Source organism: Marinobacter sp. UBA2498 (genome assembly GCF_002341575.1).
In the GTDB taxonomy this organism is placed as follows: Bacteria; Pseudomonadota; Gammaproteobacteria; order Pseudomonadales; family Oleiphilaceae; genus Marinobacter; species Marinobacter manganoxydans.
The window spans coordinates 3,097-20,059 of record NZ_DDOI01000144.1 but is presented as its reverse complement, the minus strand read 5'-3'; the positions used below and the strand labels follow the sequence as shown (position 1 = coordinate 20,059).

The 16,963-nt window shown below is 58.3% G+C and carries 18 protein-coding genes; 7 read left to right on the top strand and 11 right to left on the bottom strand.

The window, feature by feature from the left end:
• The 7 genes from B2W52_RS19970 to B2W52_RS19940 form a co-directional block, all read right to left on the bottom strand.
• A partial coding sequence (locus B2W52_RS19970; RefSeq protein ID WP_286803959.1) for a type VI secretion system Vgr family protein occupies window positions 1-575 on the bottom strand: 575 nt, incomplete at its 3' end.
• 132 nt (window positions 576-707) lie between these two features.
• Window positions 708-1,040 (bottom strand): hypothetical protein, encoded by a 333-nt coding sequence (locus B2W52_RS19965; RefSeq protein ID WP_273071253.1) that lies wholly within the window; start codon window positions 1,038-1,040, stop codon window positions 708-710.
• 3 nt (window positions 1,041-1,043) lie between these two features.
• Complete coding sequence (gene mmsB / locus B2W52_RS19960; RefSeq protein WP_053114702.1) at window positions 1,044-1,931, bottom strand: 3-hydroxyisobutyrate dehydrogenase; 888 nt, start codon at window positions 1,929-1,931, stop codon at window positions 1,044-1,046.
• Window positions 1,932-1,958: 27 nt separating this feature from the next.
• The gene (locus B2W52_RS19955) at window positions 1,959-3,029 is read right to left on the bottom strand and encodes an enoyl-CoA hydratase/isomerase family protein (RefSeq protein ID WP_062785397.1); all 1,071 of its coding nucleotides are present in this window, start codon (window positions 3,027-3,029) and stop codon (window positions 1,959-1,961) included.
• 33 nt (window positions 3,030-3,062) lie between these two features.
• Entirely contained in the window at window positions 3,063-3,842 is a 780-nt protein-coding gene (locus B2W52_RS19950; protein ID WP_008175944.1) for an enoyl-CoA hydratase, read from the bottom strand.
• Between the two features lie 62 nt (window positions 3,843-3,904).
• Entirely contained in the window at window positions 3,905-5,071 is a 1,167-nt protein-coding gene (locus B2W52_RS19945; protein WP_008175947.1) for an acyl-CoA dehydrogenase family protein, read from the bottom strand.
• 93 nt (window positions 5,072-5,164) lie between these two features.
• Window positions 5,165-6,658, bottom strand: a complete 1,494-nt coding sequence (locus tag B2W52_RS19940) for a CoA-acylating methylmalonate-semialdehyde dehydrogenase (protein ID WP_008175948.1) — start codon at window positions 6,656-6,658, stop codon at window positions 5,165-5,167.
• A gap of 162 nt (window positions 6,659-6,820) precedes the next feature.
• On the opposite strand from B2W52_RS19940, the gene B2W52_RS19935 reads away from it, so the two are divergent.
• The 3 genes from B2W52_RS19935 to B2W52_RS19925 all read left to right on the top strand — a co-directional run bounded on the left by B2W52_RS19935 (window position 6,821) and on the right by B2W52_RS19925 (window position 9,176).
• A complete protein-coding gene (locus B2W52_RS19935) occupies window positions 6,821-7,696 on the top strand; it encodes an AraC family transcriptional regulator (protein WP_273071247.1) in 876 nt (291 codons plus the stop codon).
• 103 nt (window positions 7,697-7,799) lie between these two features.
• Window positions 7,800-8,228, top strand: a complete 429-nt coding sequence (locus B2W52_RS19930; protein ID WP_008175952.1) for an SRPBCC family protein — start codon at window positions 7,800-7,802, stop codon at window positions 8,226-8,228.
• Window positions 8,229-8,375: 147 nt separating this feature from the next.
• A complete protein-coding gene (locus B2W52_RS19925) occupies window positions 8,376-9,176 on the top strand; it encodes an oxygen-binding di-iron domain-containing protein (protein WP_008175954.1) in 801 nt (266 codons plus the stop codon).
• On the opposite strand, the gene B2W52_RS19920 is transcribed toward B2W52_RS19925, so the two are convergent.
• Complete coding sequence (locus tag B2W52_RS19920) at window positions 9,173-9,796, bottom strand: tetratricopeptide repeat protein (RefSeq protein ID WP_227497869.1); 624 nt, start codon at window positions 9,794-9,796, stop codon at window positions 9,173-9,175. The genes B2W52_RS19925 and B2W52_RS19920 overlap by 4 nt on opposite strands.
• A gap of 204 nt (window positions 9,797-10,000) precedes the next feature.
• Between B2W52_RS19920 and B2W52_RS19915 the strand changes: the two genes are divergently transcribed.
• Both B2W52_RS19915 and B2W52_RS19910 read left to right on the top strand, forming a co-directional pair.
• Window positions 10,001-10,726 (top strand): YebC/PmpR family DNA-binding transcriptional regulator, encoded by a 726-nt coding sequence (locus B2W52_RS19915; protein ID WP_230707671.1) that lies wholly within the window; start codon window positions 10,001-10,003, stop codon window positions 10,724-10,726.
• Window positions 10,727-10,762: 36 nt separating this feature from the next.
• On the top strand, window positions 10,763-11,509 hold the full coding sequence (locus tag B2W52_RS19910) for a glutamine amidotransferase (protein WP_286803958.1): 747 nt from the start codon (window positions 10,763-10,765) through the stop codon (window positions 11,507-11,509).
• A gap of 21 nt (window positions 11,510-11,530) precedes the next feature.
• Here the strand turns inward: B2W52_RS19910 and B2W52_RS19905 are convergent, their stop codons facing one another.
• Genes B2W52_RS19905 through B2W52_RS19895 form a run of 3 tightly spaced genes read right to left on the bottom strand, consistent with a single transcriptional unit; the run spans window position 11,531 to window position 14,299 of the window.
• Entirely contained in the window at window positions 11,531-11,881 is a 351-nt protein-coding gene (locus tag B2W52_RS19905) for an FHA domain-containing protein (protein WP_008175962.1), read from the bottom strand.
• Window positions 11,882-11,891: 10 nt separating this feature from the next.
• Complete coding sequence (locus B2W52_RS19900) at window positions 11,892-12,647, bottom strand: protein phosphatase 2C domain-containing protein (RefSeq protein WP_014576383.1); 756 nt, start codon at window positions 12,645-12,647, stop codon at window positions 11,892-11,894.
• Window positions 12,647-14,299: a serine/threonine-protein kinase gene (locus tag B2W52_RS19895; RefSeq protein ID WP_273017210.1), complete on the bottom strand. Its 1,653-nt coding sequence runs from the start codon at window positions 14,297-14,299 to the stop codon at window positions 12,647-12,649. The genes B2W52_RS19900 and B2W52_RS19895 overlap by 1 nt, the downstream gene beginning before the upstream one ends.
• Window positions 14,300-14,458: 159 nt before the next feature.
• On the opposite strand from B2W52_RS19895, the gene B2W52_RS19890 reads away from it, so the two are divergent.
• Both B2W52_RS19890 and B2W52_RS19885 read left to right on the top strand, forming a co-directional pair.
• Entirely contained in the window at window positions 14,459-15,907 is a 1,449-nt protein-coding gene (locus B2W52_RS19890) for a phospholipase D family protein (protein ID WP_273017209.1), read from the top strand.
• A 19-nt stretch (window positions 15,908-15,926) separates the two neighbouring features.
• Window positions 15,927-16,963 (top strand): carboxysome shell carbonic anhydrase domain-containg protein (locus B2W52_RS19885; RefSeq protein ID WP_286803957.1); only part of this gene is annotated, 1,037 nt, incomplete at its 3' end.

The window sequence follows — 16,963 nt, the reverse complement described above, 5'->3', positions numbered from 1 at the left end:
TCGCCATGATGGTCGGCGATTACAAGCGCCGGCTGTGTGTCTGCGTCCACGCTCCCGTGTTCATACCTGTAATGCCAGCCCTCTTCAGCCGCGAGACGTTCGAGGAAGGCCAGGTCGCTTTCTCGATGCTGAACACAATACTCCCGCTGCTTGGGAGTGCGTTTCAGATCGAAAACCGAGTCGATAATGCCGCGCTCTTCCAGCAAGGTTCGCGCGATGGTATCGCTGCTTTGGGTCTGGAAAATCCGGCTGTTGTGCATCAGTCCCAGACGCCAGAGCGGCGACTGAATATTCAGTTCATAGCGGGTGCGCCGGTGACCGGCATCGCCCCGAACAAATTCGTTGACCACACCGGTGAAGCGCCTTAGCGGCTCGCCATCCTGCCAGACCACAAGATACACCGGTTGCTCAAGAATTTCCGCTGCCTGAATTGAGGGATCGGTACTGGCCAGCTCAAGCCGACCGTGAAACACCTCGGACAGGCATTCGGTCAGGGTAAAACCGACGAGTGAAAAAATATCAGAGGGGAGACCGCCAACGCGGACGGTGAACTGCAATCCATTTGCCTGGGGCATGTCTTCAATCCTTTGAAGTCATCAATCCGGATGATTCTGCTACAAAAACTGCACTATCCCTGGCAGTTCTTCCATCGTAGCGGGTGAAACATTAACAGCGTAGTCGCGGTTATTCAACGAAAAGACCGAACGTTACTCACTCGCCTCCTGGAGCGAACGATACCATTCGGCGTACGGCGTGTTCTCGATCTTGCACTGGGTATAGTCCGGTTCGTCATCAGACCACCAGACCGGCCCGCGCTCACCCAGGGCGCGCTTGGCGTGATCCACCTGTTGCCGGGCATCACGCTCCTGGCTCTCATCGCCGGACGCTTTCGCATCACGCACCTTCCGGCGAACAGCCATCAGGCGCTTGACCTGTTCCTGATACACCGATTCCGGGAGACTGGGATCCGAACAACGCCAAAGGCGCCCCTTGATCACAAGGTAGCGCTCGTCTGGCGTTTTAATCGTTTCCTTGGTCAACCTTTATTCAGGCTTGTAAAGCCGCTGAATGCTGGAGAAATCCAGGCCACCATTACCCTGCCCGGCGTGCAGCTGGAAGAGGTTACGGGCCAGAGAGCCCATAGGAATGGAAGCCTGGTTCTTCACGGCGTTGTCGAACGCCAGCCCCAGATCCTTTGTCATCAGATTGACCAGGAAGCCGCCCTCGTAGTTACGTGACGCGGGTACGCCCTCCATCACACCAGGCCAGGGGTTGTAGACGTTCAACGCCCAGTTGCCGCCAGAGCTCTGCTTCATGATTTCCGAGAGAACCGCCGGATCCAGACCGTTCTTCACGCCGAGCGCAAGTGCCTCACTGGTGCCGGACATCAGGATGGCCAGCAGCATGTTGTTGCAGATCTTGGCCACCTGGCCGGACCCATGATCACCGGCATGGAAGATGTTCTTGCCCATGGCGTCAAGAATCGGCTTGGCCTTGTTGAAGGCCTCTTCCGAGCCGCCGCAAATGAAGGTCAAGGTGCCGGCCTTGGCACCGCCAACACCGCCGGAGACGGGCGCATCGAGGAACGGGATATCCTTGGCTCGTGCAACTTCGGCAACGCCCCGGGCTGTTTCCGGAGCGATGGTGGAAGAATCAATCACCAGGGTGCCGGCCGGCAGTTTTGCCAGCAGACCATCGTCACCCAGGTATACCGCTTCTACATGCTGGCCGGCAGGCAGCATGGTGATGACACACTCCGCGCCACTGGCTGCTTCGTGGGCGGTGCCTGCTGTTTTCGCGCCTTCGGACACCAGGGCAGCAACAGCGTCTTTGGACAGGTCGAATACGGTGACCTCGTGGCCGGCTTTTACCAGGTTCCCGGCCATTGGGCCGCCCATGTTACCGAGACCGATAAAGGTAATCTTTGCCATGTCTTTTCTCCTTGTTCTTGTAATAGATCAGCTAAAAAAATCGTCGATCCAGGCGCTGTCCATTTCGGCAAGGGACGCATAGCGCCAGCGGGGCTGCTGGTCCTTGTCGATCAGAAGCGCGCGGATGCCTTCGGCAAACTCGCCCTTGGTCAGGCACTTGGTGGAAAGCACCAGTTCCTTGTCGAGCACCTCTTTCAGGCTGTCGTGTTTGCAGCCGTGCAGGTGCCGCCAGACCAAAGCCAGGGATGTGGGTGACGCACCAGCCAGGGAGCGGGTCGCTTTCGCCACCCAGCCGTCGCCACCAGACAGTTCTTTCAATTGGTTAACGGTCGCTTCCAGGGAGTCAGCATCGGTAACCCGATTGATCTCATCGAAATGAGTGCGAACCGGTGACTCCGGCATGGCGTCGGCGCTCTCACGCTCGTATTGACGCAACACACTACCGACCACTGCATGAGCATCTTCGCCCTGCCAGTTACGCTTGCACAGCTCGGCAACAACATCGGCCTTCAGATCATGCCGGATGAAGCGGTCGGCAAGGCCAGTGAAGATTGCGTCAGCGCCGTTCAGGCGAGCACCGGTCAGCCCCAGGAACAAGCCGGTGCGCCCGGGGGTGCGGTTCAGGAACCAGCCCGCCGCAACATCGGGGTAGAGGCCGATGGTGATCTCGGGCATGGCAAGCTTCGATCCTTCTGTCACCACCCGGTGAGACGCGCCCTCCATAATGCCCATACCGCCACCCATTACGATGCCGTGTCCCCAGCAAACGAGCGGTTTCGGGAAGGTATGGATCAGGTAATCCAGCTCATATTCCTCGGTGAAGAATGCCTCACCCTCACTGGCACCCTGTGGCTCGGTCATGCTGCGATACAGGGCAACGATGTCGCCACCGGCACAGAACGCCTTGTCGCCCTCGGATTCCAGCCAGACGGCCTGGATTACGGGGTCCTCCGCCCAACGCTTCAGTTGCGGAGTCAGCAACCGGATCATTTCCAGAGACAGCGAGTTCAGCGCTTTGGGCGTATTCAGCCGGGCCACGGCGATCAGCGCGCCATCGCCCGTCTTCCATTCTTCGAAGATAATGGGTTGATCACTCATAACAGGTCCTTGAGACAGCCTTCAAAGCCGGCTTCAGCGGTTTTTCCATTCCGGCTTGCGCTTTTCGAGAAACGCGTTTACGCCTTCTTTCTGGTCTTCGGTAGAGAACAGCTCAACAAACAGTTCCCGCTCCATGCGCCAGCCGTCGTCGTGGCTGCGGCCATCGCGGGCGCTCATCACCAGGGTCTTGCAACGAGCCGTTGACGACGGGCTCTGCTGGCACGCCATTTCCGCCAGCTCCAGCGCCTTATCAAGGCTCTGTCCGCTCGGCACCACTTCCTCAACCAGGCCGATTCGCAGTGCCGTATCGGCCTTTACCCTCTCACCGCACAGAATCATCCGCTTGGCCCAGCCCTCACCCACCAGCCAGGGCAGGTTCTGGGTGCCGCCGGCACAGGGCAAAAGGCCAACGCCTGCTTCGGGCAGTGCCATCTGGGCATGCTCTTCGGCAATGCGGATGTCACAGGCCATGGCGCACTCCAGGCCGCCACCCATGGCGTAACCGTTCACCGCCGCGATAGAAACACCGCGGAACCGCTGCAGCGTGGAGAAGGCCTCGCCAAAAAGCTGGCCCATCTCGTTCGCCCGGGCCTTGTCGCCATCGGCGAAGGTTTTCAGATCGGCGCCGGCAGAATAGAACTTCTCGCCCTGCCCGGTCATTACCAGGGCAAAGATGTCCCGGTCTTCGTTCAGTTCCTTGACGATGTTCGTCAGGGCAATGAGGGAATCCTTCGTCCAGGTGTTGGCCGGTGGATTGTTGATGGTCAGTACCGCGATATGTCCGCGTTTTTCGAGCTGAATCAGGTCACTCATTTGCTATTCCTCATACTGAAAATGGGGTCGGATGACGATGTCATCAGACCCCATTTCTATGCTTATTGAATTGCCTCAGCCACGCCGTCATCGAGCAGGCGACGGGCAACAATCAGACGCATGATTTCGTTGGTGCCTTCCAGGATCTGGTGCACACGCAGGTCACGCAGATAGCGCTCAAGCGGGTATTCACGAATGTAGCCATAACCGCCGTGAAGCTGCAGGGCCTCATTGACCACTTCGAAACAGGCATCGGTGGCGAACCGTTTGGCCATGGCACAATGCAGTGTCGCTTCCGGATCGGCGTTATCAAGCTTGAACGCGCCCAGACGAACCATCTGCCTCGCGGCAACCAGGTTGGTGGCCATGTCAGCCAGCTTGAACTGCAGAGCCTGGAAAGCCGCCAGCGGCTTACCGAACTGTTCCCGCTCGTGCATGTAGTTACGGGCACGCAGAAGAGCCGCCTGGGCACCACCAAGGGAACAGGTGGCGATATTCAGACGCCCGCCATCGAGCCCCTTCATGGCGATGGCAAACCCGTCGCCCTCGTCACCAACTCGGTTGCTGGCCGGAATGCGGACATTCTCCAGGCTGATCATCCTGGTAGGCTGACTGTGCCAGCCCATTTTTTCTTCGTTCTTGCCGTAGGAAATGCCGTCGGCATCTGCGGGAATCACGAAGGTGGAAATGCCTTTATAGCCGGAATCCGGCGCTCCGGTTCGGGCCATCAAGACCAGAATATCGGTGGCCCCAGCGCCGGAAATGAATACTTTACTGCCGTTGATTACGTAGCTGTCGCCATCGCGCACGGCCTTGGTGCGAAGACTGGCCGCGTCTGAGCCGGCACCCGGCTCGGTCAGGCAGTAGGAGGCGAGCCATTCGCCGCTGGCGAGTTTAGGCACGATTTCCTGCTTGAGATCATCCGACGCAAAGCTGGCGACCATCCAGGTGGCCATGTTGTGGATGGTGATAAACGCGGCGGTTGAAGGGCACGCAGCAGCGAGCTCTTCCACGATGACCGAGGTGTCCAGCCGGGACAGCCCCATGCCGCCAAGCGCTTCGGGCGTGTACATACCCATGAAGCCCATTTCGCCGGCTTCCTTCATCACATCGACCGGGAAAATATGCTCGCTGTCCCACTTCGCAGCGTGGGGCGCCATGGATTTTTCCGCGAACGCTCGCGCGGCCTCGCGAAACGCCAGCTGATCTTCGGTGAGGTTAAAGTCCATCGTTACGCTCCAGATAGAAAGGGCTTGGCATTGAGCGGGGAAAACAAGGGGCCGGAAACAGGTTCCGGCCCAAATACCCCACCTTCAACGCAATTAACGCAACTGGATAGAGAAGTTGGCTTCCGAGCTGGTCGCTTCACTGGAGAACCAGCGGGAGGTAACCGTTTTGGTTTCGGTGTAGAAGCGAACCGCCTGCTTGCCGTAGGCATGCTGGTCACCGTAGAAGGAACCCTTCCAGCCGGTGAACGAGAAGAACGGCAGGGGCACAGGAATGGGGATGTTCACGCCCACCTGGCCTACGTCGATCTCATGCTGGAAGCGACGCGCGGCACCACCGGAACTGGTAAAGATGGAGACGCCGTTGCCGTACGGGCTGTTATTTACCAGCTCGATGGCATCACCGAGGGTGTCGGTTTCCATGCAGGAGAGCACGGGACCGAAGATTTCCTCGTTGTAGATATCCATCTCGGTGGTAACACCGGAGAACAGAGTCGGGCCAACCCAGTTGCCATCGGGCAGTCCGTCTACGGTGCAGCCGCGACCATCCAGCAGAAGGTTAGCGCCCTGCGCTTCACCGGTCGCGATCAGAGACTCGATACGGTCTTTCGCTTTCGCGGAGATGATCGGGCCATAGCTGGCACCGGAATCGTTCCACGCGCCTGGACGAACTTTCGCCATGGCTTCTTTCAGCTCCGGAATCCACTGCTGGGCTTCGCCCACAAAGACCGCGACCGAAATTGCCATGCAGCGCTGGCCGGCAGCACCAACCGAGGCGCCAACCAGGGCATTGATCACTTGCTGTTTGTCAGCGTCCGGCAGGATCACCATATGGTTCTTGGCACCGGCGAAACTCTGTACACGTTTCATGTTGCGGGTGCCGGTCTCGTAGATGTAACGGCCAACAGGCACAGAACCTACGAAAGAAACGGCCTTGATGGCGGGATCAGTCAGCAGTACGTCAACCTGCTCCTTGCCACCGTGAACCACCTGCAGAACGCCCTTGGGCGCACCGGCTTCTTCAAACAGCTCGGCAAGGCGCATGGGTGTCAACGGATCCTGCTCGGAAGGCTTGAGGATAAAGGTGTTACCGCAGGCAATCGCCATTGGGAACATCCACAGCGGGATCATGGCCGGGAAGTTGAACGGCGTAATACCGGCGCACACACCCAGCGGCTGGATCCAGGAGTGGGTATCCACTTCACGGGCAACGTTCTCAACCGTCTCGCCCATCATCAGAGAAGCGACGTTTCCAGCGTGCTCAACTACTTCAATACCGCGCCAGACATCCCCTTTGGCGTCTTCGAACGTTTTGCCGGTTTCCTGCGAAAGGATTTCAGCAATCTCGTCATGATGTTTTTTCAGAAGTGCCTGATAGCGGAGCATAACCCGGGCGCGCTCGGAAACCGGCACTTCCTTCCAGGTCTTGAATACTTCACCGGCATACTTGATGGCCTGCTCCATTTCCGCATGAGTCGTGTTCGGAGCCTTGGCGATCACTTCGTTGGTGGCGGGGTTGGTAACTTCAATCCAGTCCTTGGTCTGGCTCTGGATGAATTCACCTGCAATATACAGCGGTACATTTTTCATGTTGATGTCCCTGTTTGTTGTTGTGCGGGAAGCCGGCCGGAACCTGATGGTTCCTTGCCACGTTTACCCAAAGGCTAGCACGGGATTGACCAATGGGTGATTGACTAAATTTCGCCCGTAATGGACTATCTTTCGATAAAGCTCAAACAAACAAGACCAGAAATGACCCAAACCTCACAGTGGCCGGTGCCCAAAGACAGCATTCGCTACGTGGTGCCTGAGCCGATCATTCGACTACTCGCGAGCCATCCACTTACCCGGGATCTCTATCCGCTGGCGTTCGGCCACTACCGGCGCGCCGTCGGCCATCACATGCATCGGGAACACCATCACGACAATCTTTTGATCTACTGCACGGAAGGCCGTGCGTTCCTGAACGTAGGCGGAGAGCCGTACACGGTGGAGGCTGGCGATCTGCTGCTTTTGCCGGCCGGTGCCAACCATCGGTATACCGCCGATCCGGACAATCCCTGGACCATTCACTGGGTGCACTACACCGGACCACTGGCAGCGGATTTTCAACACTACATGGGGTTCGACGGCCCGACCCGGATTCGTCATTTGGGCCGGCAACCCCGGCTTCTGGTTGACTTCAATGGCCTGCTATCGGTGCGACAGACCGGTTTCCGGGCCCGCGGCCTGATCCACGCTGCCAACCGGCTTCGGCAACTGTTGGCTGCGGTTCCGATCAACGCCGACGAAACCGGGCACGAGTGGCAGGCCGAACTGGAAACCATTCACAACTATATGCGGGAGCATCTGGATGAGCGTATCAGCCTGGAGCAACTGGCCGATCTTGCCGGCCTCTCACCGGCTCATTTTGCCACCCGCTATCGGGAACAGACCGGCACCTCCCCGATCCAGCACTTCCTGCACCTGAAGGTGGAACGCGCCTGCCAGATGCTGGATACCAGCAGCCTGAGCTTCGCAGACATAAGCCGACGCCTGGGCTATGACGATGCTTACTATTTTTCGCGGCTTTTCAAAAAGGTAATGGGTCAGTCACCCCGGGACTACCGGCATACCGCACGACACTGAACGGTCAACCCGGGCCAGATTGAAACCTGCCGCCTTCTACGACTTTTGTTGTAGGAGCCAAGGGGTTAGGCTGGGGGCATCGAATGACAAAAAGAGTGAGCCCATGGCCATGTACACCATTGAAATTGACGAAACCTTTGACGTACCCCGACGACGGGTTTTCGCCCTGTTCGCCGACCACTACCGTTTCGGAAAACTGCTGGGAGCACCGGTCAAACGAATCAAGGACAGCGATCAGGCTGATCCCAACGGCATCGGCTCCGTTCGCAAGATTGGCATCGGGCCGGTCGGCCTGGAAGAAACGGTGACCAGCTTCGAGCCGGATTCATTGATCGAATACACCATCACCAGCATGAGCCCGATCCGCAACCATCTGGGAAGAATCCGTTTTGAGGACACACCGGAAGGCCACACCCGGGTGAACTACACCATCACCTTCGAAGACATCGTACCGTTCACCGGGAAGGTCGTCAGCAGCGCTCTTGAACAGGGCATTCGCCGCGGGATCAAACGGGTACCACAGCTGGCCTGAGAGCCGGCAACAACAAATCGTTACTTGAGGAATATCAGAGAATTGACCTGAGGCAAGAGTTGGCTTTTGTCAATTTTGTAATCTCCGCGCAGCTTGCAATATCCGGCCATTCCGGCCGGATCAAACTGTATTTTGCGGGAGACCGAAATGGCAGCCGAACCCATTGTCCTGTTCGATAACGGACACCACAAATGCCTGATGTTCGATTCCCTGGTAACCGGAGAGGGCGTCCAGTCCAACCAGTTCCTGATTGTCGACGGTAAACATGAAGCACTGATCGACCCGGGTGGTGACCTCACCTACACCCCGCTGTCGGTGGCGGCATCACGCTACATGAACATCCGCGACATGGATTACGTGTTCGCCTCTCACCAGGACCCGGACATCATCGGTGCCATCGACCGCTGGATCGTTCATACCCGCGCGAAGATCGTAACTTCGAAACTCTGGGCCCGGTTCCTTCCGCACCTGGTTTCCAGCTACGTGACCAACCAGCTCAGCGGCAGCGTGTACGACCGCATCGTTAGCGTTCCGGATGCCGGCGCCAATGTGAAATTCGGGGAATCCTATCTGCAATGTCTGCCAGCCCACTTCATGCATTCGGTCGGCAACCTGCAGTTCTATGACCCGGTCTCGAAGATTCTGTTCTCGGGCGACCTGGGCGCCTCCATGGGGGGCGAAGACGATCACCTGCCTGTGAAGGACTTCGACAAGCACATACCGAGCATGATCGGCTTCCATCGGCGCTACATTGCCTCCCGGAAGGTTTGCCAACTCTGGGCGAATATGGTCCGCGACATGGATGTTTCGATGATTGTGCCCCAGCACGGCAAACGCTTCGAAGGACCGGTGATGGTCGATCGCTTTCTGAACTGGGTCAGCGATATGGAGTGCGGCATCGACCTGATGACCCAGGAAAACTACCGGCGCCCGGTCGATTACGTTTAACTGCCGGAAGGCGAGCACCGAGACCGGGGCAATTTATTCTCCGGTCCGGCACTCGGCCCCAGCGCTGACAGGAACTGCTGTGCTGAGGGCTGGCCGCCGTCAACTGCCGCCAGCCGGATCAGACACAAGCCTTCAGCCATGCGGCCTTCGTCAAAAAGGCTTTTGCCCAGCCGCCAGCGGGCATCACTGTTTCCCGCTTCCGCAGCTCGGCGATACCAACTGAGTGCTTCGTCTTTATCCAGGACCGTTCCCCTGCCCTCTTCATAGGCCATGGCCACTTCGACCATACTGATGGAATCACCACTGTCGGCTGCCCGCAGGTACCACTGGAAGGCTTTCTCCTGGTTTTGTTCAACGCCCTGCCCCTGGGCATACATGTTGGCCACATTCAGCATGCCCTGGCGGCTGCCCTCCTCTGCCAGCTCCAGATACTGCTCGAAGGCCGATTCATATTGCCCCATCTTGTAGACGACATAAGCGTTGAGAACCCGGATCATGTCCCGTGCCACCTGGTCCTGATCGCCGTTCTCGTTACCCCCGGCACTCGCCAACGAGCATGAAAAGACCAGGCACAGAAACAGCATCCGAACCATTGTCTGCGTTGCGCTTTGTCTTTGCATTCTGTTCCCCGACGCCTGCCAGTTGTCCTCTCACGCTAGCAGTGGCTTGCCTATAGGTCTGTGCATCAAAAGTGCTGTCCTGCTGGCACCTTGGTATTGGCGGATCGTGAAAACCATCCCGGAACAGGGGCCAAATAAGCCTGTCCCAAACCGGCAATGTTGAGTAAAATCCGGCCTTTTCCAGAGAACCAAGAGGCAGCGCAGATGGGCAGAGCCTACCAGAACCGCAAAGAATCCATGGCCAAGACGGCTGCGGCAAAAACCAAGGTCTACAGCAAGTACGGCCGCGAGATTTACATGAGCGCCAAGTCCGGAGGCCCCGATCCCCAGGCCAACCTGTCCCTGCGCGGACTGATCGAGCGGGCCAAGAAAGACCAGGTGCCTTCGCACGTCATCGAAAAGGCCATCGACAAGGCCAAGGGTGGCGCCGGCGAAGACTATGCTGCAGCTCGCTACGAAGGCTACGGACCGGGCAACTGCATGGTGATCGTGGACTGCCTGACCGATAACCCGAACCGCACCTTTGGCGACGTGCGCCTGGCCTTCACCAAGACCAAGTGCAAGATCGGCACGCCCGGAGCCGTGTCTCACATGTTCGACCACAGCGCTATTTTTGCGTTCAAGGGCGAGGATGAAGAGGCCGTACTCGAGGCGCTGATGGAAGCGGATGTCGATGTTACCGACATCGAGAATGAAGACGGCCTGATTACCGTGTTCACACCGAACACCGAATACGCCAAGGCCCGCCAGGCGCTGGTGGATGCCATTGAAGACATCGATTTTGAAGTGGATGAAATCCAGTTCCTGCCCAAAACCACGACGCTGGTGGAAGGTGACGACATCCCCATGTTCGAGAAATTCCTGGACATGCTGAACGAACTGGACGACGTGCAGAACGTGTTCCACAACGCCGAGCTGCCAGACCAGTAAACAACCAGGCCTCCGGCCTTGCAGGAAGATAACACCATGCAACAGAACGCTCCCACAAACCGCAAAGCGCGTGTGGTGGTGCTGAAAACAGGCACGACCTACCCGGACATTCGGGCAAGGTTTGGCGATTTTGACCAGTGGTTCCTGCGCGGGTTGTCAGACGAGCTGGAGATCACCGTAGCCAACGCTGAGGCCGGCGAACTGCCGGGCAACCCGGAGGACTGGGATGGCATCGTGGTGACAGGCTCTCCTGCCATGGTCAGCGACCGGGCCGAATGGAGTGAGAACGCGGGGCGTTGGCTGGCAAAAGCGGTCAGAAGGGAAATTCCTGTGCTCGGCGTCTGCTATGGCCACCAGTTGCTGGCCCATGCATTGGGCGGGGAAGCAGGTTACCATCCGGACGGTCGGGAAACCGGCACACACGACGTCGAACTGCTCCCCGAAGCCGCCTCGGATGACCTGTTCCGGGAGCTGCCGGAAACCTTTCCGGCCCAGCTGACACACCGGCAGTCCGTGCTGCGCCTGCCTGAAGGCGCGGTGTTGCTGGGACGCAACCAGTTCGAGCCTCATCAGGCTTTCAGAATTGGTCCCTGCGCCTGGGGCCTGCAGTTCCATCCGGAGTTCACGGACGCCATTATGAGCGCTTACCTGAAGGTCCAGGCGCCCGACCTGACACGGGAGGGGCTTGATGCGGAGGCCCTGGTCGCGGGCGTGAAGCCAGCACCGGATGCGTCCTCGCTGCTTTCCCGTTTCAGCAGATTTGTTCAGGATCGGCTCCGGTAATTCGCGGGCCAACCGTCACGGTCAGTCGAGGATATAGGCGGTTTTTTCCATTGCCTGCTCTTCTTCATCGATGAAACGGAACTCATTCCAGCCAATGCGCACCATGTCGTTGCTGTTGAGACGCTGGCGGTCAGCAACCCGCAATTCGTTCACAAAAGTGCCATTGGTGCTGTTGCTGTCGGTAATGTAGTAATCCACCGTACCTTCCAGATAGGCATTGGGCACCGCTTCTATCAGGGCGTGCTGGCCGCTCACAGAAATTTCATCAATCTGGATATCGTTGTCCGGGCGCCGACCGATGCGCGTTTCCGGTTGCCCGAGTTCAAAGGTGTTAACAACAACGTTATCCACCAGTTGCGAAAGCGAAGCCATGTCAGTTTCCTCAATACTCCAACGTCAGTAATACCACAGACACATTGTCACCGGCCTCGTTTGCCAGGCCGGCATCAATCATTGCCTGAACCGTGCGCTCCATGCCGTCACTTTCCTTATGGATTTCAAGCCACCGGTATTCCGGAACCGAATCAGTTAACCCATCGGAACACAGCAGCAGCACATCTCCTTCATCAAGCGTTTCACGCCGATAACTGGGGGCCGCCTGCTCCACTGTTCCCACGGCCCTGGTCAGGACATTCCGGAACGGCACATTGGGCACGTCGGCCCTGGTAATGCTGCCGTCTTCCAGCATGTTCTGGACCACGGTATCGTCCCGCGTGAGACACAGCGCCTGGCTGCCACGCAGGCTGTAGCACCGGGAATCGCCAATGTGAGCAATATGCGCCTGATTGCCACTCAACCAGGCCACCACCAGTGTCGTGCCCATTTTTTCAAGTCTTGGATCCCCGGAACGGCGGCTCACTATGCGCTCATTGGCCAACCTGAAGGCCCGATCCAGTTTTCCCCGGATATCCGCATCCGTGGTGCCGCTCGAGGCATCGGCGATTTCAGGCTCAAGGGATTCGATGATGGCATCAACCGCAAGGCGACTGGCAACCTCGCCTCCCTGGTGACCGCCCATACCGTCAGCAACCACCAACAACGCCTGGTCACCCGCATCATTGATCCGCCAGTCCACCACATCCTGGTTTGATTCCCGGACGGCCCCGCGATGACTCTGGCCGGCAACGTGATATCGCATCAGGACGACACCTCCTGGCCAGCCTCACGAACGGCCAGACGACGCACGGCCTCGGCCATGGTGGCGGCACTGGCAAAGCGCTTGTCCGGCTCGCGCTGGATAGCCTTGTTGATCAGACGGACCACCCCGTTTGGCAGATCCGCGTTGAACTCGCGGACGCTGCGTGGGCGCTTGTTAAGAATCTGGTAGGTCAGGTTGGCCAGGGTATCGCCCTGATAGGGCGTTTCGCCGCTCACCAGCTTATAAAGCGTTACGCCCAGGCTGTAGATATCGGAGGCACCGGTTACCTTCTGACCCTTCAACTGCTCCGGCGACATGTACAATGGGCTGCCCATTACCGCGCCGGTGCGGGTTCGCGAGTCATCGGAGATCTTGGCAATGCCGAAATCGGTGATCTTTATATCGCCATTGTCAGGATTGAAGATGATATTCCCGGGCTTGATGTCGCGGTGGACGATTTTCTGGCTGTGAGCGTAGGCCAGAGCGTCCGCCACGCGGGCAACGATATCCAGAACCCTGGGCAGGGGCAGTAACCGTCCGGTTCTGCCGAATTCACTGAGCGGACGTCCTTTCGCATAGTCCATGGCGATATAGGCGAGGTCTGCCTCCTCGCCAACGTCATACACGGTGACGATAGCCGGGTGGCTCAGGCGGCCAGCGGCTTCTGCCTCCCGGAAGAATCGCTCCTTGAGATCCTGAAGCTGTCCATCATCAAACGCCTGGTAGCTGAGAGTCTTGATGGCAACGGTACGGGCAATCTTCGGATCCTTGCCCAGATAAACCACACCCATGGCCCCTCGGCCAATCTCCCGCTCGATTTCGTACCTTCCGAGGGTCGGGCGACTAACGGTGGGCTCGGGCATCAACAGGGTGCGGGTATTGTCGAAACTCCCTCCCTGCATCAACGAATTATCCGGCGCGAGCTTTTCCAATGCCGACAGCCTCGCGGCGGTATCCCGAAAACCTTTCTTTCGCTCCTGAATACTGCGGTAGGTGCTGACCGCCTTGTCGTACTGGCGCTTGCGCTCCTGCTGGATGGCGACGTCGTAGCGCAGCTCGATCTCGCTTTCACAGTCGGGGCAGCGATCCAGCGCTTCGAGGGCCTCGTCTGTATGACCTTGCTGCAGAAATACCTTGGCCAGCTTCAGCCGCGCATCCCGCACATTATCTGTCAGTGCACGGATGTGTTTGCGGGGCTGCAGCCAGAACAGCATCACCACGTAACCGACCACCAGCAACGTGAGCACCACGCCAAACGGCACCCAGGCGTTGCGGTAGAACATCAAAGCCGCCTGGATCACCACGAGCGAGCCACCAAGCAAAAGAGTGACCGGCAGGGAAACGGCCGCGCCCATCGCCGGAATTGCAAGCACCAGATACAGTGCCGCAATTGCCAGCCCGGCGGTCACCGCCATGTCGGACCAGAGTGGTTCCGAAAGCCCCCGATCAGCCATAGCCGGCCCGAATGCCTCCTGCGGGAGAATCGTGGCCGGGGTCGCGCCCTCTGGCACGCCTAGAATGCTGAATAGCGCACGGTCAGCCCAGCCAACGAGGGCAAGCTGGTCCCCCATGAGGGCAAACACAACAGCCAGAACGAGAATAACGGCCCGCAGACTGAACAGGCGCGGTATGAAAGAGAGTATGGCGTTCACAGGCAACTTTGTTATAAATGGTTGATCTGACTAGTTTAGAAAGCGTGGCGGAACTTCGATACAACGACCGGGGTGTTTTTTGTAAGTGTTTGTTTACCTGAGAGAGAGGTCACGTATAGTTATGCCTTCGTTTACCTCAGGGATGATGGAAATACACACATGACACTGAAGTTACTGATTCTCCTGCTGTTGCTCACCCTGGCCGGCATCGGCCTTTACCACACCCAAAAGCCACTGCCGCCAGGCATCAGCTATCGTGGAACCGCGGTGCCATTGGAGGAACCCGTCCTGCTGACAGACGTCACCCGTCACTATCAGGACGGCCGTGAGGAGCGAGACCATGAAATCTTCGACGAGGTGTTCCGGCTTGTGGGACAAGCCAACGAGTTCATTCTCATCGACATGTTTCTATTCAACAGCACCAAGCCGGAAGATGTAGCCCACCGGCCTCTGGCTCAACAGCTCACAGAAGCCCTGCTGGCGAGAAAAGCGGAGAAACCGGAGCTATCCATTACGGTTATCTCCGACCCCCTGAACACCATGTATGGCGGCACGACCTCACCCTGGTTTCAAGCCCTGCGCGATGGTGGCATTCCGGTTGTGGAGACGGCACTCCGGCCGCTACGGGACAGTAATCCCACCTGGTCTTCAATCTGGCGGCTGTGTTGTCAGTGGTTCGGCAACAACCCCGATGGAGGCTGGCTGGACAACGCCCTGGGCACCAGGCCTGTTACCCTTCGAAGCTATCTCGCCCTACTGAACTTCAAGGCCAACCATCGCAAGCTTATGGTCGCGGATGAGGCAGGCTCCCTGAGGGCCATCGTTACCTCGGCCAACCCCCACGACGGCAGCAGCCGGCATAGCAACCTGGGGCTTAGCTTCACGGGGCCGGCGGTCTTTGATCTGCTGAAAAGCGAGCGGGCGGTTCTCGCCATGTCGGGAGCGGACACCACGCCCATTGATGAGCGAATCAGCATCGCTCCCGACGTCACTGGAGAACCGCAAAAATCCGAAATCCCCCTGGTGGCAGTGCTGACCGAATCGGAAATCCGGGATCAAGCTCTGTCCATGATTCAAGAGGCCTCGGCCGGTGATCAGCTGGACATGGCCATGTTTTATCTCTCACATCGCGATATTGTCACAGCCCTGGTCGACGCCGCCAGACGGGGCGTTGCACTGCGAGTTCTGCTTGATGCCAACAACGAGGCCTTCGGCCACCAGAAGAGTGGCATTCCCAACAGGCAGGTCGCCATGGAACTGGTTCGCGCGGGCGTTCCGGTACGTTGGTGTAATACCCTGGGTGAGCAATGCCACACTAAACTGTTGATGTTGGCCAGAGAAAACGGCGCAACAGAACTGCTCCTGGGTTCGGCCAATTTTACCCGGCGCAATCTCGACGATCTGAATCTCGAAACAGATGTCTGGGTATCGGTGGTGGAGCAGTCACAGGTTGCGAGCGGAGCCCGGCGATTCTTTGACGAGCAATGGCAAAAAGGCCCTGGCGACGATCCGGTGATGAGCCTGCCCTACGAGCGTTGGGCCGATGAATCCAGACTTCGCTATTGGCGCTACCGGATTATGGAGGCGACCGGCCTGTCGACCTTCTGAACAGAACAGGACAAAAGCCATGACAACACCCGTGCATGCGCGCCCTATCGCAGAGCGTATCGACTGGCTGATGGAGCTCAGCCGAGCCCATTCGGCCAGCTTCTGCAGCCCGGAAAACCATCTGGCCAGGCAGCGCTACCTGGCAGAGCACAATACCCAGATCATTGCCATGAAGTGCATGGATGGCCGCATCCACCTGCCCTATGTGACCCAGACGCCTCTTGGTGTCATTCACCCGTTCCGGAACCTTGGCGGGATCTTTGAGCTGGGCTGGCCCTATCTTGGCGACATGCTGGCAGACACGGTCCAGCAAGCCGTAACCCAGGGACGACGGGTGCTGATCATCATTACCTACCACTATTCAAAAGGTTCACGGGAACGGGGCTGCGCCGGCTTTGACTGCGACCGTGAGGCCGCCATGCGCCATGCGTTCCAGATCCGAAGCCAGGTGGAAAAGCTGTTCGGAAACGGCCACCGAACGGTCTATCCCCTGGTATGTGGTTTCGAGAGCGACGAGGATGCACTGGTTCTGCACGGTAGCCAGGAGCGAACCCTGGATCTGTCTACCATTCCTGTAACGCGACTTGCCGATATGGCCTCCGAAATCGCCTCCCTTTGTCCGGATATGCCGGAACCGGTTCAGCGTGATCTGCTGCCCCTGGTTGAGGGCAATATCCGGCACGTGAACGAGATTCGGCGTTTTGACCGGGAACTGAACATAGAGCACCGGGAGTGGGTCATCTGCCTTGGCAGGGGATTCGATTTCCTGCACGCACCCAACGTAGCCCTGATCATCGGCCCTTACAGCCCGGACCTGTCACATCCCATCCGCCAGGCCGCCGGAATCATAAAGAGCAACATGGATAATGGCCGTGTTCCGGACGATGGTTTCCTGCTGCTCTGCTCCGCGCCCTACCAGGAACCGGGCACCCAGAAGGCCCGGGCAGAACTGAAATCGGCGTTCCTGGCAGAGTTCGGTGCCAACGTTATCCGCCAGGCGTACCCAGACCTCGCCAGCCGAATGGTCGCACGCTCGGCTATACTCCATTGGCCGGA